We start from the raw sequence: 19257 nt of genomic DNA, 5'->3' as shown, positions 1-19257 counted from the left end.
CCCGTGAACAATTGGTGATGCTTGTATGACAGCCCTCAAGGAGCGCTTCGATGGCCTGGCTGCAACGACTCAACGACCGACAGCGACACCCCCAGGCGGCCACGCTGGCCGATACCTATTCCACCTTGCTGGCACGCCTGGGCACGGTTAGCCCGTTCGAGCTGGCGGTGCTCGGCGCACGCGCCATGGCCACCCCGGGCCTGGCGTTTCTGCTCGGCTACCAGGCGGCCCTGCGGGTACTGTGGCCGAGCGCGCCGCCGAGCCTCGGCGCCCTGTGCGCCAGCGAGCGGCGCAGCGTGCGTCCGGCCGACATGCAGGTGCGCCTGGATGACCTGCGCCTGAGCGGCAGCAAGGACTTCGTCACCGCCGGGCTGGATGCCGAATGGCTGCTGGTGGCGGCGCGCTGCGAGCCACAAGGGCAGGCGCCTGAGCTGAGCCTGGCGGTGGTTTATGCCGGCGAGCCCGGGGTGCGCCTCGAACCGCTGCCGGCCTTGCCATTGATGCCGGAGGTCGGCCATGCCCGCCTGCACCTGCAAGGGGCGTTGTGCGAACGGCTGGCGGGCGATGGTTGGGATGCCTACGTCAAACCCTTCCGCTCCTTGGAAGACCTCTACGTGCTCAGTGCCCTGTGCGCCTGGCTGTATGGCGTCGGCCAGGAAACAGGCTGGGCGCAAAACCTGCAACTGCGCCTGATCGGCTTGCTCGGCGCCTGTGCCGAAAGCACCCGCCAATGCGCGGAGGCTTCAGCCAGCCATTTATTGCTGGGCGGCCTGTTTGCGCAGTTCAACGCCATGAAGGAGGAGATCAACCAGGCGCTGCTGGCCAGCCCTGGTGAATGGGCAAGCCTGTGGCAGCGCGACCAGGGCCTGCTGGAAATCGCCAGCGCCGCCCGGGCCAAGCGTCTGGCCAAGGCCTGGGCTGCCGCCGGACTGTCATGAAACGCTGGCAGGCTGGGCAAACCCTGGCCTTGAGTAAGCGGCATGAGCAACGTGGCGTGGTGGATGCTGGCGCTGTTGGCCTTGAGCAAGGCCGTGCCAGCGCAGGAGTTGTGGCCTGTACCTGACTGGACCGTTGCGCCCGTGGCCAACCGTAGCGCCTGGCAGGCGGTGGAGCGTTATGCCTTCGCCCCTCGCGATGATCAGCAGCGCCAGGGCGTACGCACCGACGCGCTGCTGGTGATCGCCGACGGGCGCATTGTCTATGAACGCTATGCCGCGCCCAGCAGCGCTGCAACCGCGCACCTGACCTGGTCGATCAGCAAGAGCGTGCTGGCGACTCTGCTCGGCGTCGCCCACGGCGAAGGCCGCTTTGACCTGCACGATCCGCTGGCGCGTTTCTACCCGCCGATGCGCGCCCATCCCCAGGTGCGCATCGAAGACCTGCTGCACTGGGCCAGCGGCCTGGACTGGCAGGAAGTTTACGAGTACGCGCCGCTCAAGTCCTCGGTGGTGGCAATGCTCTACACCCGCGGGCGCGGCGACATGGCCGGCTACACCGCAGCCAGACCCGAAGCGGCCAGCGCCGGGCAGCGTTTTCTTTATTCCAGTGGCGACAGCAATGTGCTGGCGGCGGCCTTGCGCGGCATGCTCGGCGAAGCTGACTATGCGAATTATCCCTGGCACGCATTGTTCGAGCCCCTGGGCATCAGCAGTGCGGTCTGGGAGCGTGACGCTAAAAACACCCTGGTGGGTTCCTCCTACCTGTACATGAGCGCCCGCGACCTGGCCCGTATTGGCCTGTTGATGCTGCGCGAAGGCCGCTGGCAGTCGCGCCAGCTACTGTCCAGCGACTGGGTGGCGTTCAATCGCCAGCCGTTCCTGCCGGCCACCGCCCAGCCGGGTGAAGCCAACCCGGGTGGGCACTGGTGGCTCAACCAGCCGCTGCCCGGCAGCCCGCGACCCTGGCCGGATGCGCCGGCCGATACCTACGCAGCCCTCGGGCACTGGGGGCAGGCGCTGTATGTGCTGCCGGCGCAGAAGCTGGTGATCGTGCGCTACGCCGATGATCGCGATGCCAGTTACGCCCACAACGAACTGCTCAAGCGGGTACTGGCTGCGGTCGATGAGGTGCGGCCATGAAGCGCGTGTTGCTGGTGCTGGTGCTGCTGGCTGGCGCCTGGGCCTGGTATGAGCGCCAGGCACTGATGGATTTCCCTGGCATTCTCAGTGCCTACTCGGCCAAGGAGTACTGCTCGTGCCGTTATGTCATGGGTTTCGATCCGCAGTACTGTCGCAGCTACGTGCAGCAGTACCTGCCGCTCAGCCGCCTGGACGAAGACGCGCAGCAGCGGCTGATCAGTGCTGCCGGCCTGGGGGTGAAGAATCATGCGCAGTGGCTGGGGCTGCGCGAGGGCTGTCGCTTGCTGCCGTGAAGGCAGCCGGGTAAGGTTGACGACCATTGTGTTACAGGATTTCACATGTTCAGTCTGCCGCGTCTTCTGCTTGCCCTGCTGGTCGTCTTGAGTCTCCCTGCCCAGGCCAACTGGCACCTGGACGGCGAATCGTCGCGCCTGTCGTTCGTCTCCAGCAAAAATGGCGACACCGCCGAGGTGCATCGCTTCCTCGTCCTGCATGGCAAGGTCGATCGCAAGGGCGCCGCCGAGCTGCTGATCGAGATGGACTCCAACAGCAGCAGCGTGCCGCTGCGTGACGAGCGCATGCGCAAGGAGCTGTTCGAGTTCAGCAAATTTCCCGAGGCCAAGGTCAACGCACAGATTGACCTGCGTCCGATCAACGACCTGGCCAATGGCGCCCAGGTCGAACTGCGCCTGCCGGTCACGGTCAGCCTGCATGGCAAGCAGCACAGCTACAGCGCCCTGTTGCTGGCGACCCGCCTGGATGAGCGGCGCTTTCAGGTGGTCACCCTGGAGCCGTTGATGCTGCGCGCCGATGATTTCGATCTGCTCCCAGGCCTTGCCACCCTGCGCAAGCTGGCCGGGCTCAAGTCCATCAGCCCGTCGGTGCCGGTGGCTGCGGTGCTGATCTTTACGGCGCGCTGATATGGCCGGACCGGTCTTTCCCTGGCGCGATGGCAATCAGTTCGAGCTATTGATCGACGGTCCGCAATTTTTCCCTCGCATGCTCACCGCGATCGTGCGCGCCGAGCACCAGGTGGACCTAGAGCTGTACCTGGTGGAGGCGGGCGCCTGCGCCGAAACCATGGTCCAGGCCCTGGTGCAGGCCGCCGAGCGCGGTGTGCAAGTGCGTTGCCTGTTCGATGACTACGGCTCGCTGGCTTTTACCCTGAGCCTGCGCCAGCGCTTGCTGGCCGCTGGCGTCGAGCTGCGCTGGTACAACCGCTTGCGCTGGCGCCGGGGCTTGCGCAACCTGTATCGCGACCACCGCAAGCTGCTGCTGGTCGACCAGCGCTGGGCGGTGGTCGGCGGTACCGGGGTTACCGACCAGTTCTGGACCCCCAACGAAGACGTCAGCGAATGGCACGAAGTGATGGTGCAGATGCAAGGCCCGTTGGTGGCCGACTGGCAGATGCTCTTCGACCGCCAGTGGCGGGCCAACCTGCGCCGCACCGCCTGGCGGCCGCCAACCCACTTCGGCCTGCCGCGTTTGCCGCCGATCCCGCTCAGTGGCGCCGGCCTGGGCCGCGTGGCCTATGCCGACGCCCGCCAGCACCGGGACATTCTGCAGTCGCTGGTGCGCGCGCTGAACAGCGGCCAGCGGCGCATCTGGCTGGCCACGCCGTACTTCTTGCCGACCTGGAAAGTGCGCCGTTCCCTGCGCCGGGCTGCTTCCCGCGGCGTCGATGTGCGTTTGCTGCTGACCGGGCCGCGTACCGATCACCCGTCGGTGCGCTATGCCGGCCATCGCTATTACCCGCGGCTGCTGCGCGCCGGGGTGAAGATCTTCGAGTACCAGCCGTGCTTCCTGCACCTGAAGATGGTGCTGGTGGATGACTGGGTGAGCATCGGCTCGTGCAACTTCGACCACTGGAACCTGCGCTTCAACCTCGAAGCCAACGTCGAAGCCATCGACCCACCCCTGACCGCCGACGTGACGGCGAGCTTTGAGCGCGACTTTGCCCAGAGCCTGGCCGTGGACCTTGCCCACTGGCATGCGCGACCGTTGTGGAAGCGGGTGCAGCAACGCTTGTGGGGCTGGCTCGACCGGCTGGTGGTCAACATGCTCGATCGGCGCGATTGAGCCTGAGGCCGGTTGGCGGTCTCAGGCCTTTCCACTGCACCTGCTGCGGTACACGACGGGTGCGAGTGCAACGTCTCCCCCGGCATGGCTGGTTGCTTTCCTGCATTTGCAGGGGACGTGTATTACCCTGTCATCGCGGGCTTGACCCGCGATTGGGCCAGTGCAGCCTGCTCCATGTAATGCCGTGACGGTACTTGCAGTTCCCCTTGACCTGGTATTTTTGCCAGTTGTGGTGTTTCGTTGTGGGTGAAACGCTCCCTGCGTGAACAATCACAACAGGGGTAACGGCAATGGACAGTGTTCAGGCAGGCAAAAATCTCGACAGGTCTTTCGGCGAGGATGGTTATTTCGTTAACAGGAAGTATATCGATCTACAGGGTGTATGCACGCTCAATGGAGGGAAAGCAATCCGCGCTTGTGCAATGGCAGTTCAGCTTAGTTCGTCTATGTATCATGTGCTAGGCATTACGCCCGAGGGCTTGGCGGATCAGGCATTCGGTGAAAACGGCGAAGTGGCCATCTCCATTCCTGGTGGGCACTATGCTGTACCTACATCGATGCTGACAGCTGTCGTTGGCGGGGTTGAAGTATGTTATGTCCTGGGGGAAGTTGTCCACGGCGATATGTTTCGGGCTTTCATTTCTCGTTTGCACGTCGATGGTTCCCTTGATACCTCCTTTGGTAAGCAAGGGACGGTCCTACTGAATTATCCCGTTTCGGTCCCCTATGCCAGCAATTTTTCCGCTCAACGGGTAAGCGTTGATGACGACGCTGGTTCGCGGTTGCGAACCGTGCCTTATCAAACTGGGGCTTCCAGTGGGCATGTTATCGATGGCGCGGGCAGCCTGTATGTTGGGTTTAGATCACAGGAATACGGGTCTTGGATCTTTAAGGTAAACGGGGATGGCACGCTGGACCCGAGTTTCAACCAGAGCGGTATTTTACCCTTCAGCCTGTATGGCAGGCCGGCGAGTATCGGCAGCCTGGTGTACTCCCCTACGCACAAGAGAATCGTCGCCTGTGGTGGTGAAGGGCAATATGCATTTGTCGTTGGTCTGAGCGAGCGAGGGTTACTCGACCCAGCGTTCGGCGAAAACGGCTATGCCATATTCGAGGGGCCGCCGGGGGCCACATTGCACTTTGCCCATGTCGCGGCGCGCAACGAAAAACTGGCAGTGGTCGGACGGTTTGAGCCCCGCAACTCTCCCGACTGGGGAGCCGTTGCACTGTTCAACAGCGATGGCCGGCTTGATAGCCATTTTAATAATGGGCAGGTACTGCTGATACGCCGCACGGGCTTTGCGGCACGCCCTCACGAAGTGACGCTGCTGAGTGATGGCTCACTGATTGCCGTTGGCAACTCTCATATCTTCGTGCACGGTGATATTAGATGGGCTGGCTTTGCGGTAGCCATACGACCCGATGGAGTCATCGACCCGAACTTTGGCGAGGAGGGATGGCAGCTCATGGAGAAAATGTACTGGTACCACAACGCTGCCCCTCAAGATACCCATGTTCTTGTGGGCGGTGTCTCCCATGACTTTAATTTCGGGGTGCTCTGCCGGGTGTTGTTTCCAAGTGTTTGAGCGGTTACAGCGATGTTTATCAGAAAGATGAAGCGGCAGGTGTAACTCCCCCTGCCGCTTATTCAAGGCTTACTTCACTTCCACCGCCAGGCTTTCAGCGATCTTGTGCTGCCAGATCGCAGGGCCGGTGATGTGTACCGACTCGCCGTTGCTGTCGACCGCGACGGTGACCGGCATGTCCTTGACCTCGAACTCGTAGATCGCTTCCATGCCCAGTTCGGCAAAGGCCAGGACCTTGGACTTCTTGATCGCCTGGGCCACCAGGTAGGCAGCGCCGCCGACGGCCATCAGGTACACGGCCTTGTTGTCCTTGATCGCTTCGATGGCGGTCGGGCCGCGCTCGGATTTGCCGATCATGCCCAACAGGCCGGTCTGCTCGAGGATCTGCCGGGTGAACTTGTCCATCCGCGTTGCGGTGGTCGGGCCAGCCGGGCCAACCACTTCGTCACCGACCGGATCAACCGGGCCGACGTAGTAGATGAAGCGACCCTTGAGGTCGACCGGCAGTTCTTCGCCCTTGTTGAGCATCTCGACCATGCGCTTGTGCGCAGCGTCGCGACCGGTGAGCATTTTGCCGTTGAGCAGGATGGTCTCGCCCGGCTTCCAGCTCTGCACGTCTTCCGGGGTCAGGGTGTCGAGGTTGACGCGGCGGGCCGATGGGCCGGCTTCCCAGACGATCTCCGGGTAGGCGTCCAGCGATGGCGCTTCCAGGTCGGCCGGGCCGGAACCGTCGAGCACGAAATGGGCGTGACGGGTGGCGGCGCAGTTGGGGATCATGCACACCGGCAACGAGGCGGCGTGGGTCGGGTAATCCATGATCTTGACGTCGAGCACGGTGGTCAGGCCGCCCAGGCCCTGGGCGCCGATACCCAGCTGGTTGACCTTGTCGAACAGCTCCAGGCGGATCTCTTCGATGCGGTTCTGCGGGCCACGGGCCTTGAGCTCGTGGATGTCGATGGATTCCATCAACACTTCCTTGGCCATCACCGCGGCTTTCTCGGCGGTACCGCCGATGCCGATACCGAGCATGCCCGGTGGGCACCAGCCGGCACCCATGGTCGGAACGGTCTTGAGTACCCAGTCGACAATCGAGTCGGACGGGTTGAGCATGGCCATCTTCGACTTGTTCTCGGAGCCGCCGCCCTTGGCCGCTACGTCCACTTCCACGGTGTTGCCCGGGACGATGGAGTAGTGGATGACCGCCGGGGTGTTGTCCTTGGTGTTCTTACGCGCGCCGGCCGGGTCGGCCAGGATGGATGCACGCAGGACGTTTTCCGGCAGGTTATAGGCGCGGCGCACGCCTTCGTTGATCATGTCGTCCAGGCTCATGGTCGCGCCGTCCCAGCGCACATCCATACCGACGCGCACGAACACGGTAACGATACCGGTGTCCTGGCAGATCGGCCGGTGGCCGGTGGCGCACATGCGCGAGTTGATCAGGATCTGGGCGATGGAATCGCGCGCAGCCGGCGACTCTTCACGCAGATAGGCCTCATGCATGGCCTGGATGAAATCAACGGGGTGGTAGTACGAAATGAACTGCAGGGCGTCGGCAACGCTCTGAATCAGGTCGTCTTGCTTGATCACGGTCATGCAGCGCGCTCCTCTTAAAGACGGGAACATTCATTAAGGTATTCCGACGCGGACTGGCCGAGGTGTCGAAACGACCTTCAACAGGCGCCAACGCAAGGCTGTCGGCGCAAAAAAGGCGCGGCAGTATAGCGCGCATCCGCGGTTGGCACACGTACCAAAGGTCCCCACCAAGGTCGGCAGTGGCCGGGCACTGTTCTTGCCTGAATGCCTGCCAGGGCCGATATGTGCAAACATGGCAATTATTCTTCACACACCCTAAAGTGGCGGTTGGCCATGCCTTATTCCTCTGCCCTGGCCAGAGCACGGTGAGCCACCTGTGACCGAAACAGCGCTGCAGAAGCTTCTCCTCAAACGTTTTCTCATGGCGGCCGGCACCTATCTGTTGGTGTTGGCGCTGGTCTGGGTTGCGCTGTTGAATGGCCATCTGCAAGCCTCCCTGGATGTCTTGTTGCTGGGCAGCGGCCTGTTGCTGGTGAGCCAGTTGCTGCTCGGCTGGGTGTTTGCCAGTGGCCGCAACCTGCGCTTTGGCGACCCGAGCCTGACCGAATTCCAGGTATTGCTGGCGATCGCCTGGCAGACCTGGCTGCTGGCCCAGCTTGACCAGGGCCGCGGTACTTTTCTGATGTTTTATCCGTTGATTCTGATGTTCGGCCTGTTTCACCTGAGGGGGCGGGTGTTCGTGCGCTGCGCGCTGCTGGTGCTGTGCAGCTTCTTCGGCCTGATTGCCTGGGAGGCCTGGCAGGTGCCGCATTTCGCCGGTTCGCTGCTGGCGTTGCAGGCCAGTGCCTTGCTGGTGGTGCTGTGCTGGTTGTGCCTGTATGCCCGCTATGTGCAGGCCGCTCGCCAGCGCATGCGCCAACGCCGCTATGCCTTGCAAGCCCATCAGGACACCTTGCGCGGCATGATGCGCCAGCTTGAAGATCTGGTGGCCACCGACGAACTGACCGGGCTGTTCAACCGTCGGCATTTTCTCAGTCTGGCCAGCCGCGAGCTTGCGCACATGCGCGCAGACAGCAGCCACGGCCTGGCGTTGATCGACCTCGATCATTTCAAGCGCATCAACGATGTCTATGGGCATGCCGCCGGCGACCAGGTGCTGCAAGCCTTCGCCTCGATCGCCAGCGATTGCCTGGGCGACACTGCGGTGCTGGCCCGTTACGGTGGCGAAGAGTTCGTGCTGTTGCTGCCCGATTGCAGCCAAGCGCAGCTGTTCAGCTGTTGTGAACGCTTGCGCAAGGCCTTTGCCCTGGCCCAGCCGCCAGCGGTCGGCTTGCGCGTCGAACCGTTAAGCCTGTCGGCCGGGCTGACCCTGTTGGCGCCTGGCGATGATCTCGATGACGCCTTGCAACGTGCCGATCAGGCCTTGTACCGGGCCAAACACTGTGGGCGCAACCGCTGCCTGGCCGCCTGGGAGGCCGTCGATGCCTGAGTTGCGGGTCGCTGAGCGACAATGGCAGGTGGCCGCGGGCAGCAACCTGCTCGATGCCCTTAATGATGCCGGGCTGGCGGTGCCCTACAGTTGCCGTGCCGGCAGTTGCCACGCCTGTCTGGTGCGCTGCCTGCAAGGCCAGCCCGCAGATGCCCGGCCCGATGCCCTGGCGGCGGACAAACGCCAGCAAGGTTGGCGCCTGGCGTGCCAATGCAGTGTCGAAGAAGATTTGCAGGTGGCCTTGTTCGACCCGCTCGCAGATGGCCTGCCGGCCGAGGTCAGCGGCCTCGACTGGCTGAGCCCGACGGTGCTGCGCCTGCGGCTTGAGCCGCAAAGGGCACTACGCTACCAGGCCGGCCAGCACCTGGTGTTGTGGAGCCCGAACGGGGTCGCCCGGCCTTATTCGCTGGCGAGCCTGCCGGGGGAGGAGGGCTTTCTCGAGTTTCACCTCGATTGCCGGCAACCCGGTGCCTTCTGCGATGCCGCCCGGCAACTGGCTATCGGTGCGACGTTGCGCTTGGGCGAGTTGCGCGGCGGCGCCTTGCATTACGATCCGGACTGGCAGGAGCGCCCGTTGTGGCTGCTGGCCGCCGGCACTGGCCTGGCGCCGTTATGGGGGATTGTGCGCGAAGCCTTGCGCCAGGAACACCACGGCCTGATTCGCCTGCTGCACCTGGCCCATGACCCGCAGGAACATTACCTGGCGCCCGCACTGACGGCACTTGCCAGCCAGCATCCGCAATTGCAGGTCGAGCTGCTGACCCCGCAGCAGTTGCCCCAGGCCCTGGCGGCGTTACGCCTGCCGTCACGCCAGACCGTGACCCTGGCCTGTGGCTCGGCGGCCAGTGTCGAGCAGTTTGCCCGGCGCATGTTTCTCGCCGGCCTGCCGCGCAATCAGTTGCTTGCCGATGTTTTTATTGGCCACGCCTGATTCCGAGCAGGTAAAAAAAGGTTCTTCACAAAATCCCGGGTTGGGATGTTGAGGCTGCGAGTTTATCCATTCAGTGTGGGGCTGCTGCTGGCCCCTTCCGCCTTTACGGCGGCCTACTTTTCTCTTGGGAAGAAGTAGGCAAAACCGCTTGCTCCTGCATACGGCCCTACGCTGCGCTTCGGGTCCCCTCGCTACGGCACCTTCCGGGGCATCGCGGCCTACGACTTGCTTCGCAAGTCTACATCTCGCGTCTTCGGCTGCCGCCGAAGGTGCTGCGCACCGCCCCTACAGGCACCTCCGCTCGGCCTCCTGAAGTCGCTTTTCGCGGCGCCTGGAAGTACGTGCATGAACATCAAGATCAAGATCAAGATCAAGATCAAGACCAAACAAGTTGGTGCTCGTTTTATCAGCGGGCTTGTCCCGCTCCTGCGTCAGCATGGCTTCGCCAACATCAGCTTTCGCAGATACATCAGTGCAGGCGCCGCCCGTACATGTGTCCACCACGTGTCCGGTCCGTACACCAAGAACAAAAGGGACCCGCCGTAAGGGCGGAAGGGGCCAGCAGCGGCGCCACACCGAATGGATAAGCCCGCAACAACCCAAGAATCATAGCCCCAGGGATTCCGTGAAGAATCAAAAAAAAGCCCCGCAGCACAGGCTACGGGGCTTTGTTCAGCAGGGGCTGAGCATCAGACCAGCGAATCACCGACGTGCAGGATCTTCATGCCGTTGGTACCACCGATGGTGTGGTAGCTGTCGCCTTTGGTCAGGATCGCCCAGTCACCTGGCTCGACCGCGCCGCGCTGCAGCAACTCGTCGACTGCCGCCTGGCTGACTTTCTCCGCCGGCAGGGCTGCCGGATCGAAAGCCACCGGGTACACGCCACGGAACATCGCAGCGCGAGCCAGGGTGGCGCGGTGCGGCGAGAACGCGTAGATCGGCACCGAGGAACGCAGGCGCGACATGATCAGCGGGGTGTAGCCACTTTCGGTGAGGGCGATGATCGCCTTGACGCCGGGGAAGTGGTTGGCGGTGTACATGGCCGCCAGGGCGATGCTTTCGTCGCAGCGCTCGAAGCGGGTGTGCAGACGGTGGCTGGACTTCTGGCTGGTCGGGTGCTTTTCCGCGCCCAGGCAGATGCGTGCCATGGCCTGTACTGCTTCGATCGGGTAGGCGCCGGCGGCGCTTTCGGCCGAGAGCATCACCGCATCGGTGTTGTCCAGCACGGCGTTGGCCACGTCGGACACTTCGGCGCGGGTCGGCATCGGGTTCTGGATCATCGACTCCATCATCTGGGTCGCCACGATCACCGCCTTGTTGTTGCGGCGGGCGTGCTGGATGATCTTCTTCTGGATCGCGATCAGCTCGGCATCGCCGATTTCCACGCCCAGGTCGCCACGGGCCACCATGACCGCGTCACTGGCGGCGATCAGGCCGTCGAGGGTCTCGTCATCGGCGACCGCTTCGGCGCGCTCGATCTTGGCCACCAGCCAGGCGCTACCGCCGGCTTCGTCACGCAGGCGACGGGCGTATTCCATGTCGCAGGCGTCGCGCGGGAAGGAAACGGCCAGGTAGTCCAGGTCCATTTCGGCTGCCAGCTTGATGTCGGCCTTGTCTTTTTCGGTCAGCGCCGGAGCTGTCAGGCCGCCGCCGCGACGGTTGATGCCTTTATGGTCGGACAGCGGGCCGCCGATCAGCACTTCGCAGTGCAGGGCGTCGGCGGTGGCGCTGGTTACGCGCATGACCACGCGGCCGTCGTCGAGCAGCAGTTCGTCGCCGACGCCGCAGTCCTTGACCAGGTCCGGATAGTCGATGCCGACGATATCCTGGGTGCCTTCGGTCAGCGGATGGGCGGTGGAGAAGGTGAAGCGGTCACCGACCTTGAGTTCGATACGCTTGTTGCTGAACTTGGCGATACGGATCTTCGGCCCTTGCAGGTCACCGAGCAGCGCCACGTGGCGGCCCAGGCGGGCAGCGATATCGCGGATCAGGCGCGCGCGAGCCTTGTGCTCGTCAGGCGTGCCGTGGGAGAAGTTCAGGCGAGCGACATCCAGGCCGGCGAGGATCAGTTGCTCGATCACTTCCGGCGAGTTGCTGGCGGGGCCAAGGGTGGCGACGATTTTGGTACGGCGGATGGTCATGCACAGACTCCTATAGTGAAGCGCAGCGAAAGGCTACTCCGGAAAATCGCTGTAGTCATTGTTCCTTTGCACTACCTGGCGGTTAGCGCGGGTGGCGTTTGAACGGCTATAGGGCCCGAGCGCCGCTGGTGTGGGAGCGGCGGTGCGACGACTCGACTTGACCCGCGATGAGGCCAGTGCAGCCAGCCATGTCTACAGATTTTCCGCACAAAGCCGATACACTGCTCAATACAGGAGATCCCCCATGCGAGCCTTGATCGTTTTAGCCCTGGCCACCAGCGTCGTCGGTTGCACCCGCTGGTCGATGGACCATCATTTGAACAACGCCTACCGCGCCTATGACCGGGGCAACTGCGAGAAGGTCATGCTCGAGCTGTCCCAGGTCGAGCGCACCAGCCGCGCCCGACCGTTCATCCAGCCGGAAGTGTCGCTGCTGCGTGGCCAGTGCCTGGAACGGCAGAAATTGTTCGTCGATGCGGCGCAGACCTACCAGTTCATTCTTCAGCGCTACCCGCAGAGCGAGTACGCGTTCCGTGCCCGTGCCCGGCTGCAGACCCTCGAACAACTGGGCCACTACCGCAGCGGCGAAGCGGCGATTGCCCGCCCGGCAACCACCACGCCTTGGCGTTAATACTAAAGTCAGCAGGTCTGATTGTGACGCGCGGGTCAGGGTGCGCTAATCTTGTTGCTGAAATGAATGAAAAACAGCAGCCCTAGCGCGGCCCTGCTAAAAGGGTCTTCGACAGCGATCCCGACCATGTTTGACGAGCGCCGCATCGAGCGTCACCAGCTCCCTTATTTTCTCAAAGTCTTCAACCGCTTCACCGACCAGCCCATCGGCTACCTGGGAAATGTGTCCGAAGACGGCCTGATGCTGATCAGCCAGCTGCCGATGCTGGTCGGCCCGGATTTCGAGTTGCAGCTCAAAGTCCCGGGCCGCGATGGCGCAGTGCACCTGATCAACCTCACCGCCAGTTGCCTGTGGAGCCATGAAGACCAGACGCCCGGGCATTACGACTCGGGTTTCATGCTGCTGCAGGCGCCACGTGACTACGAGCAACTGGTGCGTGCCCTGCGCAACTATTTCAGCTTCCATCCGTTGAACGCTTCGGCCTGACGCTGGCCGTGACGGGCTGCTGGCCCTAGACTCTGGGCGACCTTCTGTTCAGGACGACCCCGTGAGCTCCAGCATTTTCTGGCACGACTACGAAACCACCGGTATCAACCCGCGCAACGACCGGCCCTTGCAGGTCGCCGGGGTGCGCACCGACCTTGACCTCAACGAGATCGAGGCGCCGGTCAACTTCTATTGCCAGCCCAGCGCCGATATCCTGCCGCATCCCAAGGCTTGCCTGGTCACCGGCATCACTCCGCAGCAACTGGCCGCCAACGGCTTGAGCGAAGCCGAGTTCATGACCCGGGTGCATGCCGAACTGGCCCGCCCCGGCACCTGTGGCGCCGGCTACAACAGCTTGCGGTTCGACGACGAAGTCACCCGCTACAGCCTGTATCGCAACTTTTTTGATCCCTATGCCCGCGAGTGGCAGGGCGGCAACAGCCGCTGGGACTTGATCGACATCGTACGCACTGCTTATGCCCTGCGCCCGGACGGTATCGAGTGGCCACAACAGGACGGGCGCACCAGTTTGCGCCTGGAGTTGCTCACTGCCGCCAATGGCATCGACCATGGCCAGGCCCATGAAGCGTTGTCTGACGTGCGCGCCACCATTGCACTTGCGCGATTGATCCGACAGAAACAGCCCAAGCTTTATGACTGGTTGTTTCAACTGCGCAGCAAGCAGAAAGTCCTCGACCAGATTCGATTATTACAACCGATGGTGCATATCTCTGGCCGTTTCTCTGCGGCACGCAATTATCTGGGGGTGGTATTACCTCTGGCCTGGCACCCGCGCAATCGCAATGCCTTGATTGTCTGTGACCTGCACCTGGATGTTCAGCCCTTGATAGATGAGGATGCTGATTCACTGCGTCAGCGTTTATACACTCGTCGTGAGGAAATGCCTGACGGACAATTGCCGGTGCCGTTGAAATTAATCCATATCAATCGCTGCCCGGTGGTCGCCCCGTTGAGTGTATTGCGTGGCGAAGATCAGCAGCGTTTGCAACTGGATATGGCTGTTTATCAGGCGCGCGCGGCGAGTCTGATTGCCGCCGCCGGGCAATGGCAGGAGAAATTGCCGCTGGTTTATAGCGCCGAGGAGTTTGCTCCCAGCGAAGACCCGGAACAGCAGTTGTATGATGGCTTTCTTGGCGATCGTGATCGGCGTTTGTGCGAGCAAGTGCGCAGTGTCGATCCGCAGCAACTAGGGCAGGGGCAGTGGATGTTCGATGATGAACGTTTGCCAGAATTGTTGTTTCGTTATCGCGCACGCAATTTCAGCGAAACCTTGAATGCCGAGGAACGCCAGCGTTGGCAAACCTTCTGCCAGCAACGCCTGAGCGACCCGTTGATGGGCGCGCCCAATACCCTTGGGGATTTCGAGCGGGCCCTGCAGGAATGCTGGCTGGACGCCGACGCCCAGCAACAGCTGTTGCTCGGCCAGTGGCGTAACCATGTGCAGGCGCTTAAGTTGCAATTGGGAATGTAAGCAAACGTTGAAAATAAAAAACGCCAGCAAGGCTGGCGTTTTTAGCGAGTAACACAAGGTTACCAGCGGGCTTATTAACCCAGCAGGGTTGCCCAGCCTTCAACCACGTCACCACCCCATTTGGCTTTCCATTCTTTCAGGGTTTTGTGGTTGCCGCCTTTGGTTTCGATGACTTCACCGTTGTGCGGGTTTTTGTATTGCTTGACCTTGCGCGCACGTTTGGTGCCGGTGGTTTTAACCGCGCCGCGCGGGGCTTTGTTCAGTTTGGCTTCTGGATCCAGCAGCGCAATGATGTCACGCAGGGACTTCGAATATTCGCCCATCAGTGCACGCAGTTTGCCTTCGAATTCCAGCTCGGTTTGCAGCTTGTCGTCTTGCGACAGGTTCTGCAGACGCGCTTGCAGTTCTTTGATGGCTTCTTCGGTAGCGCGATATTCGTTGATCAGGGACATGAGGCGTTCCTTGGAAATGAAGGATTTTGGACAGACAGTGCGGCAATAATAATCAGACAGTACCCCCAAGTAAACATTTAAGCAGGCAATTAGCTCAATGAATGCTTAAACACCTCGAGGGATTAGGTTAAGAAAAATTTACAAACTAAGTGGTTTTTCCAATAGTTAACTTGATCGCCAGCCCGCAGCGCTACACGGCAGTGCCCTCTACCGCGCCGCCCGGGCAGGCGACAGGGCGCGTGCAATGAGTACTGCAGTTTTGCCGGGCACTCGCTAGAATGTGCGCCTTTGCGAAAGTTTCTGGAGTCCATTTCATGCGCACCTACCGGCTGGTGATTGCCTGCCCCGACCGTGTTGGCATCGTCGCCAAAGTCAGTAATTTCCTGGCGTCCTATAACGGCTGGATCAACGAAGCCAACCACCACTCCGACGAGCAGAGCGGCTGGTTCTTCATGCGCCACGAAATCCGCGCCGAAACCCTGCCGTTCGGTATCGAGGAATTTCGTGAAGCCTTCGCACCGATCGCCGAAGAGTTCTCGATGGTCTGGCGCATCACCGATACCGACCAGAAGAAGCGCGTGGTATTGATGGCCAGCCGCGAGTCCCACTGCCTGGCCGACCTGCTGCACCGCTGGCATGCCAAGGAACTGGACTGCGACATTCCCTGTGTGATTTCCAACCACAACGACCTGCGCAGCATGGTCGAGTGGCACGGCATCCCGTTCTTCCATGTGCCGGTCGATCCGCAGAACAAGCAGCCGGCCTTTGCCGAAGTCTCGCGCCTGGTCAAGGAGCACGGTGCCGACGTGGTGGTACTGGCGCGCTACATGCAGATCCTGCCGCCGCAACTGTGCCAGGAATACGCCCAGCAGGTGATCAACATCCACCACAGCTTCCTGCCTTCGTTCGTCGGCGCCAAACCGTACCACCAGGCGTCGCTGCGCGGCGTCAAGCTGATCGGCGCGACCTGCCACTACGTCACCGAAGAGCTCGATGCCGGCCCGATCATCGAGCAGGACGTGGTTCGCGTCAGCCATAGCGACAGCATCGAAGACATGGTGCGTTTCGGCCGTGACGTCGAGAAAATGGTCCTGGCCCGCGGCCTGCGTTATCACCTGGAAGACCGCGTGCTGGTCCACGGCAACAAGACCGTGGTGTTCAACTAAGCCTCAGTGCCGGAGGTTGGCCAATGGCCGATCCACTCGACAAGGCTACCTCCAAGGCCCCGCCGACCCTCGGCGAGGGCTGCCTGAGCCGCTACGACCCGGATGCGCTGGACAGCGAAGACGGCACCGATTTTCCCGGTGCCGCCGAGCTCTGGGAGCAGCTCAAGCCGGCTAGCGACGAACCCGCGCCTGACTGAGCCGCCAGCGCTCCAGCAGCGGCCGGCCCAGCAGGCAGAGGAACACCGGGCCACCGGCGACCAGGTAGAAATAGTAGGTCACCAGCCGCCAGATCAGGATGGCCGCCGCCGCGGTCGATGTGCCCACCAAAGGCGAAAGCAATGCGGCCGAGGTCATTTCAGCCGCGCCTGCACCGCCCGGCAGCAGGCTGAATTGCCCGGCGCTGAGCGACAGCATCTGCACCAGAAAGCTCGGTATCCACTGCAGATCGACCCCAAGCCCGCGCAACGCCAGGTACAGCACGCTGTAGCGCAGCCCCCAGTGCACGCAGGTCAGGGCAAACACCAGCGCCAGGGTGCGTTTGGGTAGCCGCCAGGTTTCGCCCAGGGCGCGAAAGAAGTGCAGCAGCTTGTGCGTCCAGCGTCGGCGCCTGCGGGCGGACACCTTGAGCCTGTGCAGCAACCGGCCATTGAGGCGCAGTAGCGCGCGACGGTATCGCAGCAAGCCGAGCAGGGTGGCGAAGGCGGTGAACATCAACAGCGCGCTGCTGAGCAGCAGGCCCTCCAGGCTGCGGTTGAGACTGTGGAACAGCGCGTAGCCGGCGATCCCCAGCATGGCGCAGAAAAAGAACAGCAGATCATTGAGCTGGTCGGCAGCAAATACCGCGCTGCTGCGCGCCGGCCCGATGCGATCGCGGGCCAGCAAGGCCATCAGTGCCAGCGGCCCGCCGCTGCCGCCCGGCGTTGTACAGATGGCAAACTCGGTGGCCATGATTACCCCCAGGCTGCGCAAGCGCCCCAGCGCCGCGCCCTGGCTGCCGAGCAGCAAGCGCAGGCGCATGGCGTTGATGATCCAGCACACTACAATCATGGCGAACAGGCCCAGCAGCAGGTGCGGGGCAAAACCACGCAGGCGCGGCAACAGCTCGCTGCCTCCGAGCAGGGCTGGCACCAGCAGCGCCACGATCAGCGCCATCAGCAGCCAGAGCAGGCGGTTCACCGAGGGTGCCTGCTGGCCAGCCAGGCGGATTTGGTCATCGGCTCGCGGCCCTGGCGCAGCAAGCGCTGGACCGTTTGCAGCCAGTAGCGGCGCGAAAAGCCATGGCGCATGTCCACCGGGTGCAGGCCCAGGCGGATCACCGGCGCTTGGCGCAGGCGCGCCTCACGTACGTCGCACAACACTTTCGACAGCCCGCGGCGCCAACGGCTGCGGGCGCTCCAGACCAGGCCGGGGGCCGCGATCGGGCTGAAGTCGGGCAGTTGAAAGATGTGCTGCGGGTCGCTGGTGTAACGCAGCGGGAGTTGGCGCAAGGCCTGGCGGGTGCCGTCGCTCATCAGCCAGGCCGGGGCGACAAAACCCGCCAGGGGCCAGTCATAGCGGCGAAACAGGTCGATACCGGCTTCAAGGCGTTGCCGCGCCTGGGGCTGGTCGAGGCTGTAGAACTCGCCTTCCCAGGTATAGATGCGGCGCATGAAGTAGTCCCGCGGCGAGCGCGGCGGCGGGCTGTCATCGGCATGAAAGTAGCCATGCAGGGCCATTTCGTCGCCACGCTGCAAGCGCCGGTCGAGCATCAGGCGAAATCCGGGGGCCTGCTCCAGGGCATTGCGCTTGTGAAAGTCCGGCACCACCAGCCAGGTCATGGGAATCTTGCCCAGAGCGTCGATGGCTTCGACGAAGGGTTGGTAGTCCGGCCAGGTTTCCGGCGCGACATCATGCAGCACCAGCAGCAGGCTCGGGCGATCGGCAGGCTCAGGCATGAGCGCGTACCGGCATCGGGTGGCCGAGCACCGCCCGGTAATGCTCGAGCAGGCCATTGACTACGCTGTCCCAGGCGTAGTGCTGCTCGACATGGGCGCGGGCCTGCTGGCCCATTTGCCGGGCACCGGCCTCGAACACCTCGCGCACCGTGCGGGCCATGGCCTGGCCATCGTTGGGCGTACACAGGCGCCCGCACTGGTCGTTGACGATTTCGCTGAAGGCCCCGGCGGCCACGGCAATGACCGGGATGGCGCTGGCCATGGCTTCGAGAATCACCAGGCCGAAGGTCTCTTGGTCGCCTGCGTGCAGCAGGGCATCGGCGCTGGCCAGCAGGCGGGCGACTTCAGCGGCCGGGCAGAAGTGATCGATGACGCTGACGTTGGCCGGCACGGTGGCCGGCATGTGCGAGCCCACCAGCAGCAGGTGATAGTGCTTGCCCAGACGTTTCATGCAGTCGAGCAGCACCGGCAGGTTCTTCTCCCGCGAGCCGCGTCCGGCGAACACCAGCAGGCGCGTGGTATCGGCGAGACCCAGTTGCCGGCGCAGCGACAGGTCACGGTGCTGCGGGTGGAAGGTTGCCAGGTCGACGCCCAGGCGCTGCACATGGACATTGTCGATACCCAGGCCGCGCAACTTGTCGGCCATTACCTGACTCGGTGCCAGCACCCGGTCGAAATTGCCATAGAGTTTGCTGACATAGGCTTCGACGTTGGGCGTGAACCAGTTGCCCATGCGGTTGCTCACCAGCAACGGCAGGTCGGAGTGATAGAAGCCGATCACCGGCACATCCAGCTGGCGCCGGGCATCCAGCGCCGCCCAGGCGGTCAGGTAGGGGTCACCGACCTCGATCAGGTCCGGCTGAAGGTCGTGCAGGACATTGCGCCAAGGTGCCAGGCGCAGGGGGAAGCGATAGCCGTTGCCGAATGGCAGGGCCGGGGCCGGCACCTTGTAGATGCCGTTATCGTGGCTGGCGCTGGCGCCGGGAATCAACAGGCTGTGACGAACACCGGGGGTAAGGCCCAGGCGGCGGTGTTTGGCATCAAGATAGGTACGCACGCCGCCGCTGGCGGGCGCGTAGAACATGGTGATGTCAGCGATGTGCACGATCAGCATCCCTCCGAGATCGTCTCCAGAGTGTGTCACCAGGCGGCTTTTCGCCGCTGGAGACGCGCCCTAAGGTTGACCTCTATGAAGGATAGTTTGTTCGATTGGGTTCGGTAGCGGCTAGCGGCAAGCTACAAGCTGCAAGAAAAAGCAG

The 19257-nt window shown here is 62.7% G+C and carries 20 protein-coding genes; 14 read left to right on the top strand and 6 right to left on the bottom strand.

The features are described 5' to 3' along the window. Window positions 1–50: 50 nt before the first annotated feature. The 6 genes from LOY54_RS22175 (at window position 51) to LOY54_RS22150 (ending at window position 5743) form a co-directional block, all read left to right on the top strand. Window positions 51–938 carry an acyl-CoA dehydrogenase family protein gene (locus LOY54_RS22175; protein WP_258607942.1) on the top strand — a complete coding sequence of 296 codons (888 nt, stop codon included), beginning with the start codon at window positions 51–53 and terminating at the stop codon, window positions 936–938. A gap of 63 nt (window positions 939–1001) precedes the next feature. Continuing rightward, window positions 1002–2078, top strand: coding sequence for a serine hydrolase domain-containing protein (locus LOY54_RS22170; RefSeq protein ID WP_408980604.1), 1077 nt, complete (start codon window positions 1002–1004; stop codon window positions 2076–2078). Beyond that, on the top strand, window positions 2075–2371 hold the full coding sequence (locus tag LOY54_RS22165; protein WP_258607940.1) for an amidase: 297 nt from the start codon (window positions 2075–2077) through the stop codon (window positions 2369–2371). Before LOY54_RS22170 ends, LOY54_RS22165 begins: the two co-directional genes overlap by 4 nt. 45 nt (window positions 2372–2416) lie before the next feature. Then, window positions 2417–2998: a YceI family protein gene (locus tag LOY54_RS22160; protein WP_045197427.1), complete on the top strand. Its 582-nt coding sequence runs from the start codon at window positions 2417–2419 to the stop codon at window positions 2996–2998. Window position 2999: 1 nt separating this feature from the next. Further along, window positions 3000–4157: a phosphatidylserine/phosphatidylglycerophosphate/cardiolipin synthase family protein gene (locus LOY54_RS22155; protein ID WP_258607938.1), complete on the top strand. Its 1158-nt coding sequence runs from the start codon at window positions 3000–3002 to the stop codon at window positions 4155–4157. 290 nt (window positions 4158–4447) lie between these two features. Further along, a complete protein-coding gene (locus tag LOY54_RS22150) occupies window positions 4448–5743 on the top strand; it encodes a hypothetical protein (protein WP_258607936.1) in 1296 nt (431 codons plus the stop codon). A 69-nt stretch (window positions 5744–5812) separates the two neighbouring features. Here LOY54_RS22150 and LOY54_RS22145 read toward each other — a convergent pair whose 3' ends face one another. After that, window positions 5813–7336, bottom strand: coding sequence for a fumarate hydratase (locus LOY54_RS22145; protein ID WP_045197431.1), 1524 nt, complete (start codon window positions 7334–7336; stop codon window positions 5813–5815). A 316-nt stretch (window positions 7337–7652) separates the two neighbouring features. Between LOY54_RS22145 and LOY54_RS22140 the strand changes: the two genes are divergently transcribed. The 3 genes from LOY54_RS22140 (at window position 7653) to LOY54_RS22130 (ending at window position 10242) form a co-directional block, all read left to right on the top strand. Then, window positions 7653–8765 carry a diguanylate cyclase gene (locus LOY54_RS22140; RefSeq protein ID WP_258607934.1) on the top strand — a complete coding sequence of 371 codons (1113 nt, stop codon included), beginning with the start codon at window positions 7653–7655 and terminating at the stop codon, window positions 8763–8765. Then, the gene (locus tag LOY54_RS22135) at window positions 8758–9696 is read left to right on the top strand and encodes an iron-sulfur-binding ferredoxin reductase (protein ID WP_258607932.1); all 939 of its coding nucleotides are present in this window, start codon (window positions 8758–8760) and stop codon (window positions 9694–9696) included. The genes LOY54_RS22140 and LOY54_RS22135 overlap by 8 nt, the downstream gene beginning before the upstream one ends. A 345-nt stretch (window positions 9697–10041) precedes the next feature. Beyond that, window positions 10042–10242 carry a hypothetical protein gene (locus LOY54_RS22130; protein ID WP_258607931.1) on the top strand — a complete coding sequence of 67 codons (201 nt, stop codon included), beginning with the start codon at window positions 10042–10044 and terminating at the stop codon, window positions 10240–10242. A 143-nt stretch (window positions 10243–10385) separates the two neighbouring features. Here LOY54_RS22130 and pyk read toward each other — a convergent pair whose 3' ends face one another. Beyond that, window positions 10386–11837 (bottom strand): pyruvate kinase, encoded by a 1452-nt coding sequence (gene pyk, locus LOY54_RS22125; RefSeq protein WP_045197438.1) that lies wholly within the window; start codon window positions 11835–11837, stop codon window positions 10386–10388. 244 nt (window positions 11838–12081) lie between these two features. On the opposite strand from pyk, the gene LOY54_RS22120 reads away from it, so the two are divergent. The 3 genes from LOY54_RS22120 (at window position 12082) to sbcB (ending at window position 14446) form a co-directional block, all read left to right on the top strand. Beyond that, a complete protein-coding gene (locus LOY54_RS22120; RefSeq protein WP_045197440.1) occupies window positions 12082–12468 on the top strand; it encodes a tol-pal system YbgF family protein in 387 nt (128 codons plus the stop codon). Window positions 12469–12594: 126 nt separating this feature from the next. Then, window positions 12595–12954, top strand: coding sequence for a PilZ domain-containing protein (locus tag LOY54_RS22115; protein ID WP_045197442.1), 360 nt, complete (start codon window positions 12595–12597; stop codon window positions 12952–12954). A gap of 61 nt (window positions 12955–13015) precedes the next feature. Then, a complete protein-coding gene (gene sbcB / locus LOY54_RS22110) occupies window positions 13016–14446 on the top strand; it encodes an exodeoxyribonuclease I (RefSeq protein ID WP_258607929.1) in 1431 nt (476 codons plus the stop codon). 74 nt (window positions 14447–14520) lie between these two features. Here the strand turns inward: sbcB and mvaT are convergent, their stop codons facing one another. Continuing rightward, entirely contained in the window at window positions 14521–14898 is a 378-nt protein-coding gene (gene mvaT, locus LOY54_RS22105; protein ID WP_045197447.1) for a histone-like nucleoid-structuring protein MvaT, read from the bottom strand. Window positions 14899–15212: 314 nt separating this feature from the next. Here mvaT and purU point away from each other — a divergent pair, with 314 nt between their 5' ends. Together purU and LOY54_RS22095 are read left to right on the top strand one after the other, a co-directional pair. Beyond that, window positions 15213–16064: a formyltetrahydrofolate deformylase gene (purU, locus tag LOY54_RS22100; RefSeq protein ID WP_045197450.1), complete on the top strand. Its 852-nt coding sequence runs from the start codon at window positions 15213–15215 to the stop codon at window positions 16062–16064. A gap of 23 nt (window positions 16065–16087) precedes the next feature. Next, on the top strand, window positions 16088–16261 hold the full coding sequence (locus tag LOY54_RS22095) for a hypothetical protein (protein WP_176794221.1): 174 nt from the start codon (window positions 16088–16090) through the stop codon (window positions 16259–16261). Here LOY54_RS22095 and LOY54_RS22090 read toward each other — a convergent pair. From LOY54_RS22090 to LOY54_RS22080, 3 genes are read right to left on the bottom strand one after another with little or no spacing between them, the layout of a single operon-like run. Then, on the bottom strand, window positions 16236–17240 hold the full coding sequence (locus tag LOY54_RS22090; protein ID WP_258607927.1) for a lysylphosphatidylglycerol synthase transmembrane domain-containing protein: 1005 nt from the start codon (window positions 17238–17240) through the stop codon (window positions 16236–16238). The genes LOY54_RS22095 and LOY54_RS22090 overlap by 26 nt on opposite strands. Then, on the bottom strand, window positions 17237–17998 hold the full coding sequence (locus LOY54_RS22085) for a DUF2334 domain-containing protein (RefSeq protein WP_195884941.1): 762 nt from the start codon (window positions 17996–17998) through the stop codon (window positions 17237–17239). The genes LOY54_RS22090 and LOY54_RS22085 overlap by 4 nt, the downstream gene beginning before the upstream one ends. Continuing rightward, window positions 17991–19112: a glycosyltransferase family 1 protein gene (locus LOY54_RS22080; protein ID WP_045197455.1), complete on the bottom strand. Its 1122-nt coding sequence runs from the start codon at window positions 19110–19112 to the stop codon at window positions 17991–17993. The genes LOY54_RS22085 and LOY54_RS22080 overlap by 8 nt, the downstream gene beginning before the upstream one ends. Between the last annotated feature and the right edge of the window lie 145 nt (window positions 19113–19257).

Source organism: Pseudomonas sp. B21-032, assembly GCF_024748965.1.
GTDB lineage: Bacteria > Pseudomonadota > Gammaproteobacteria > Pseudomonadales > Pseudomonadaceae > Aquipseudomonas.
This window is presented reverse-complemented; position numbering and strand designations above follow the sequence as displayed.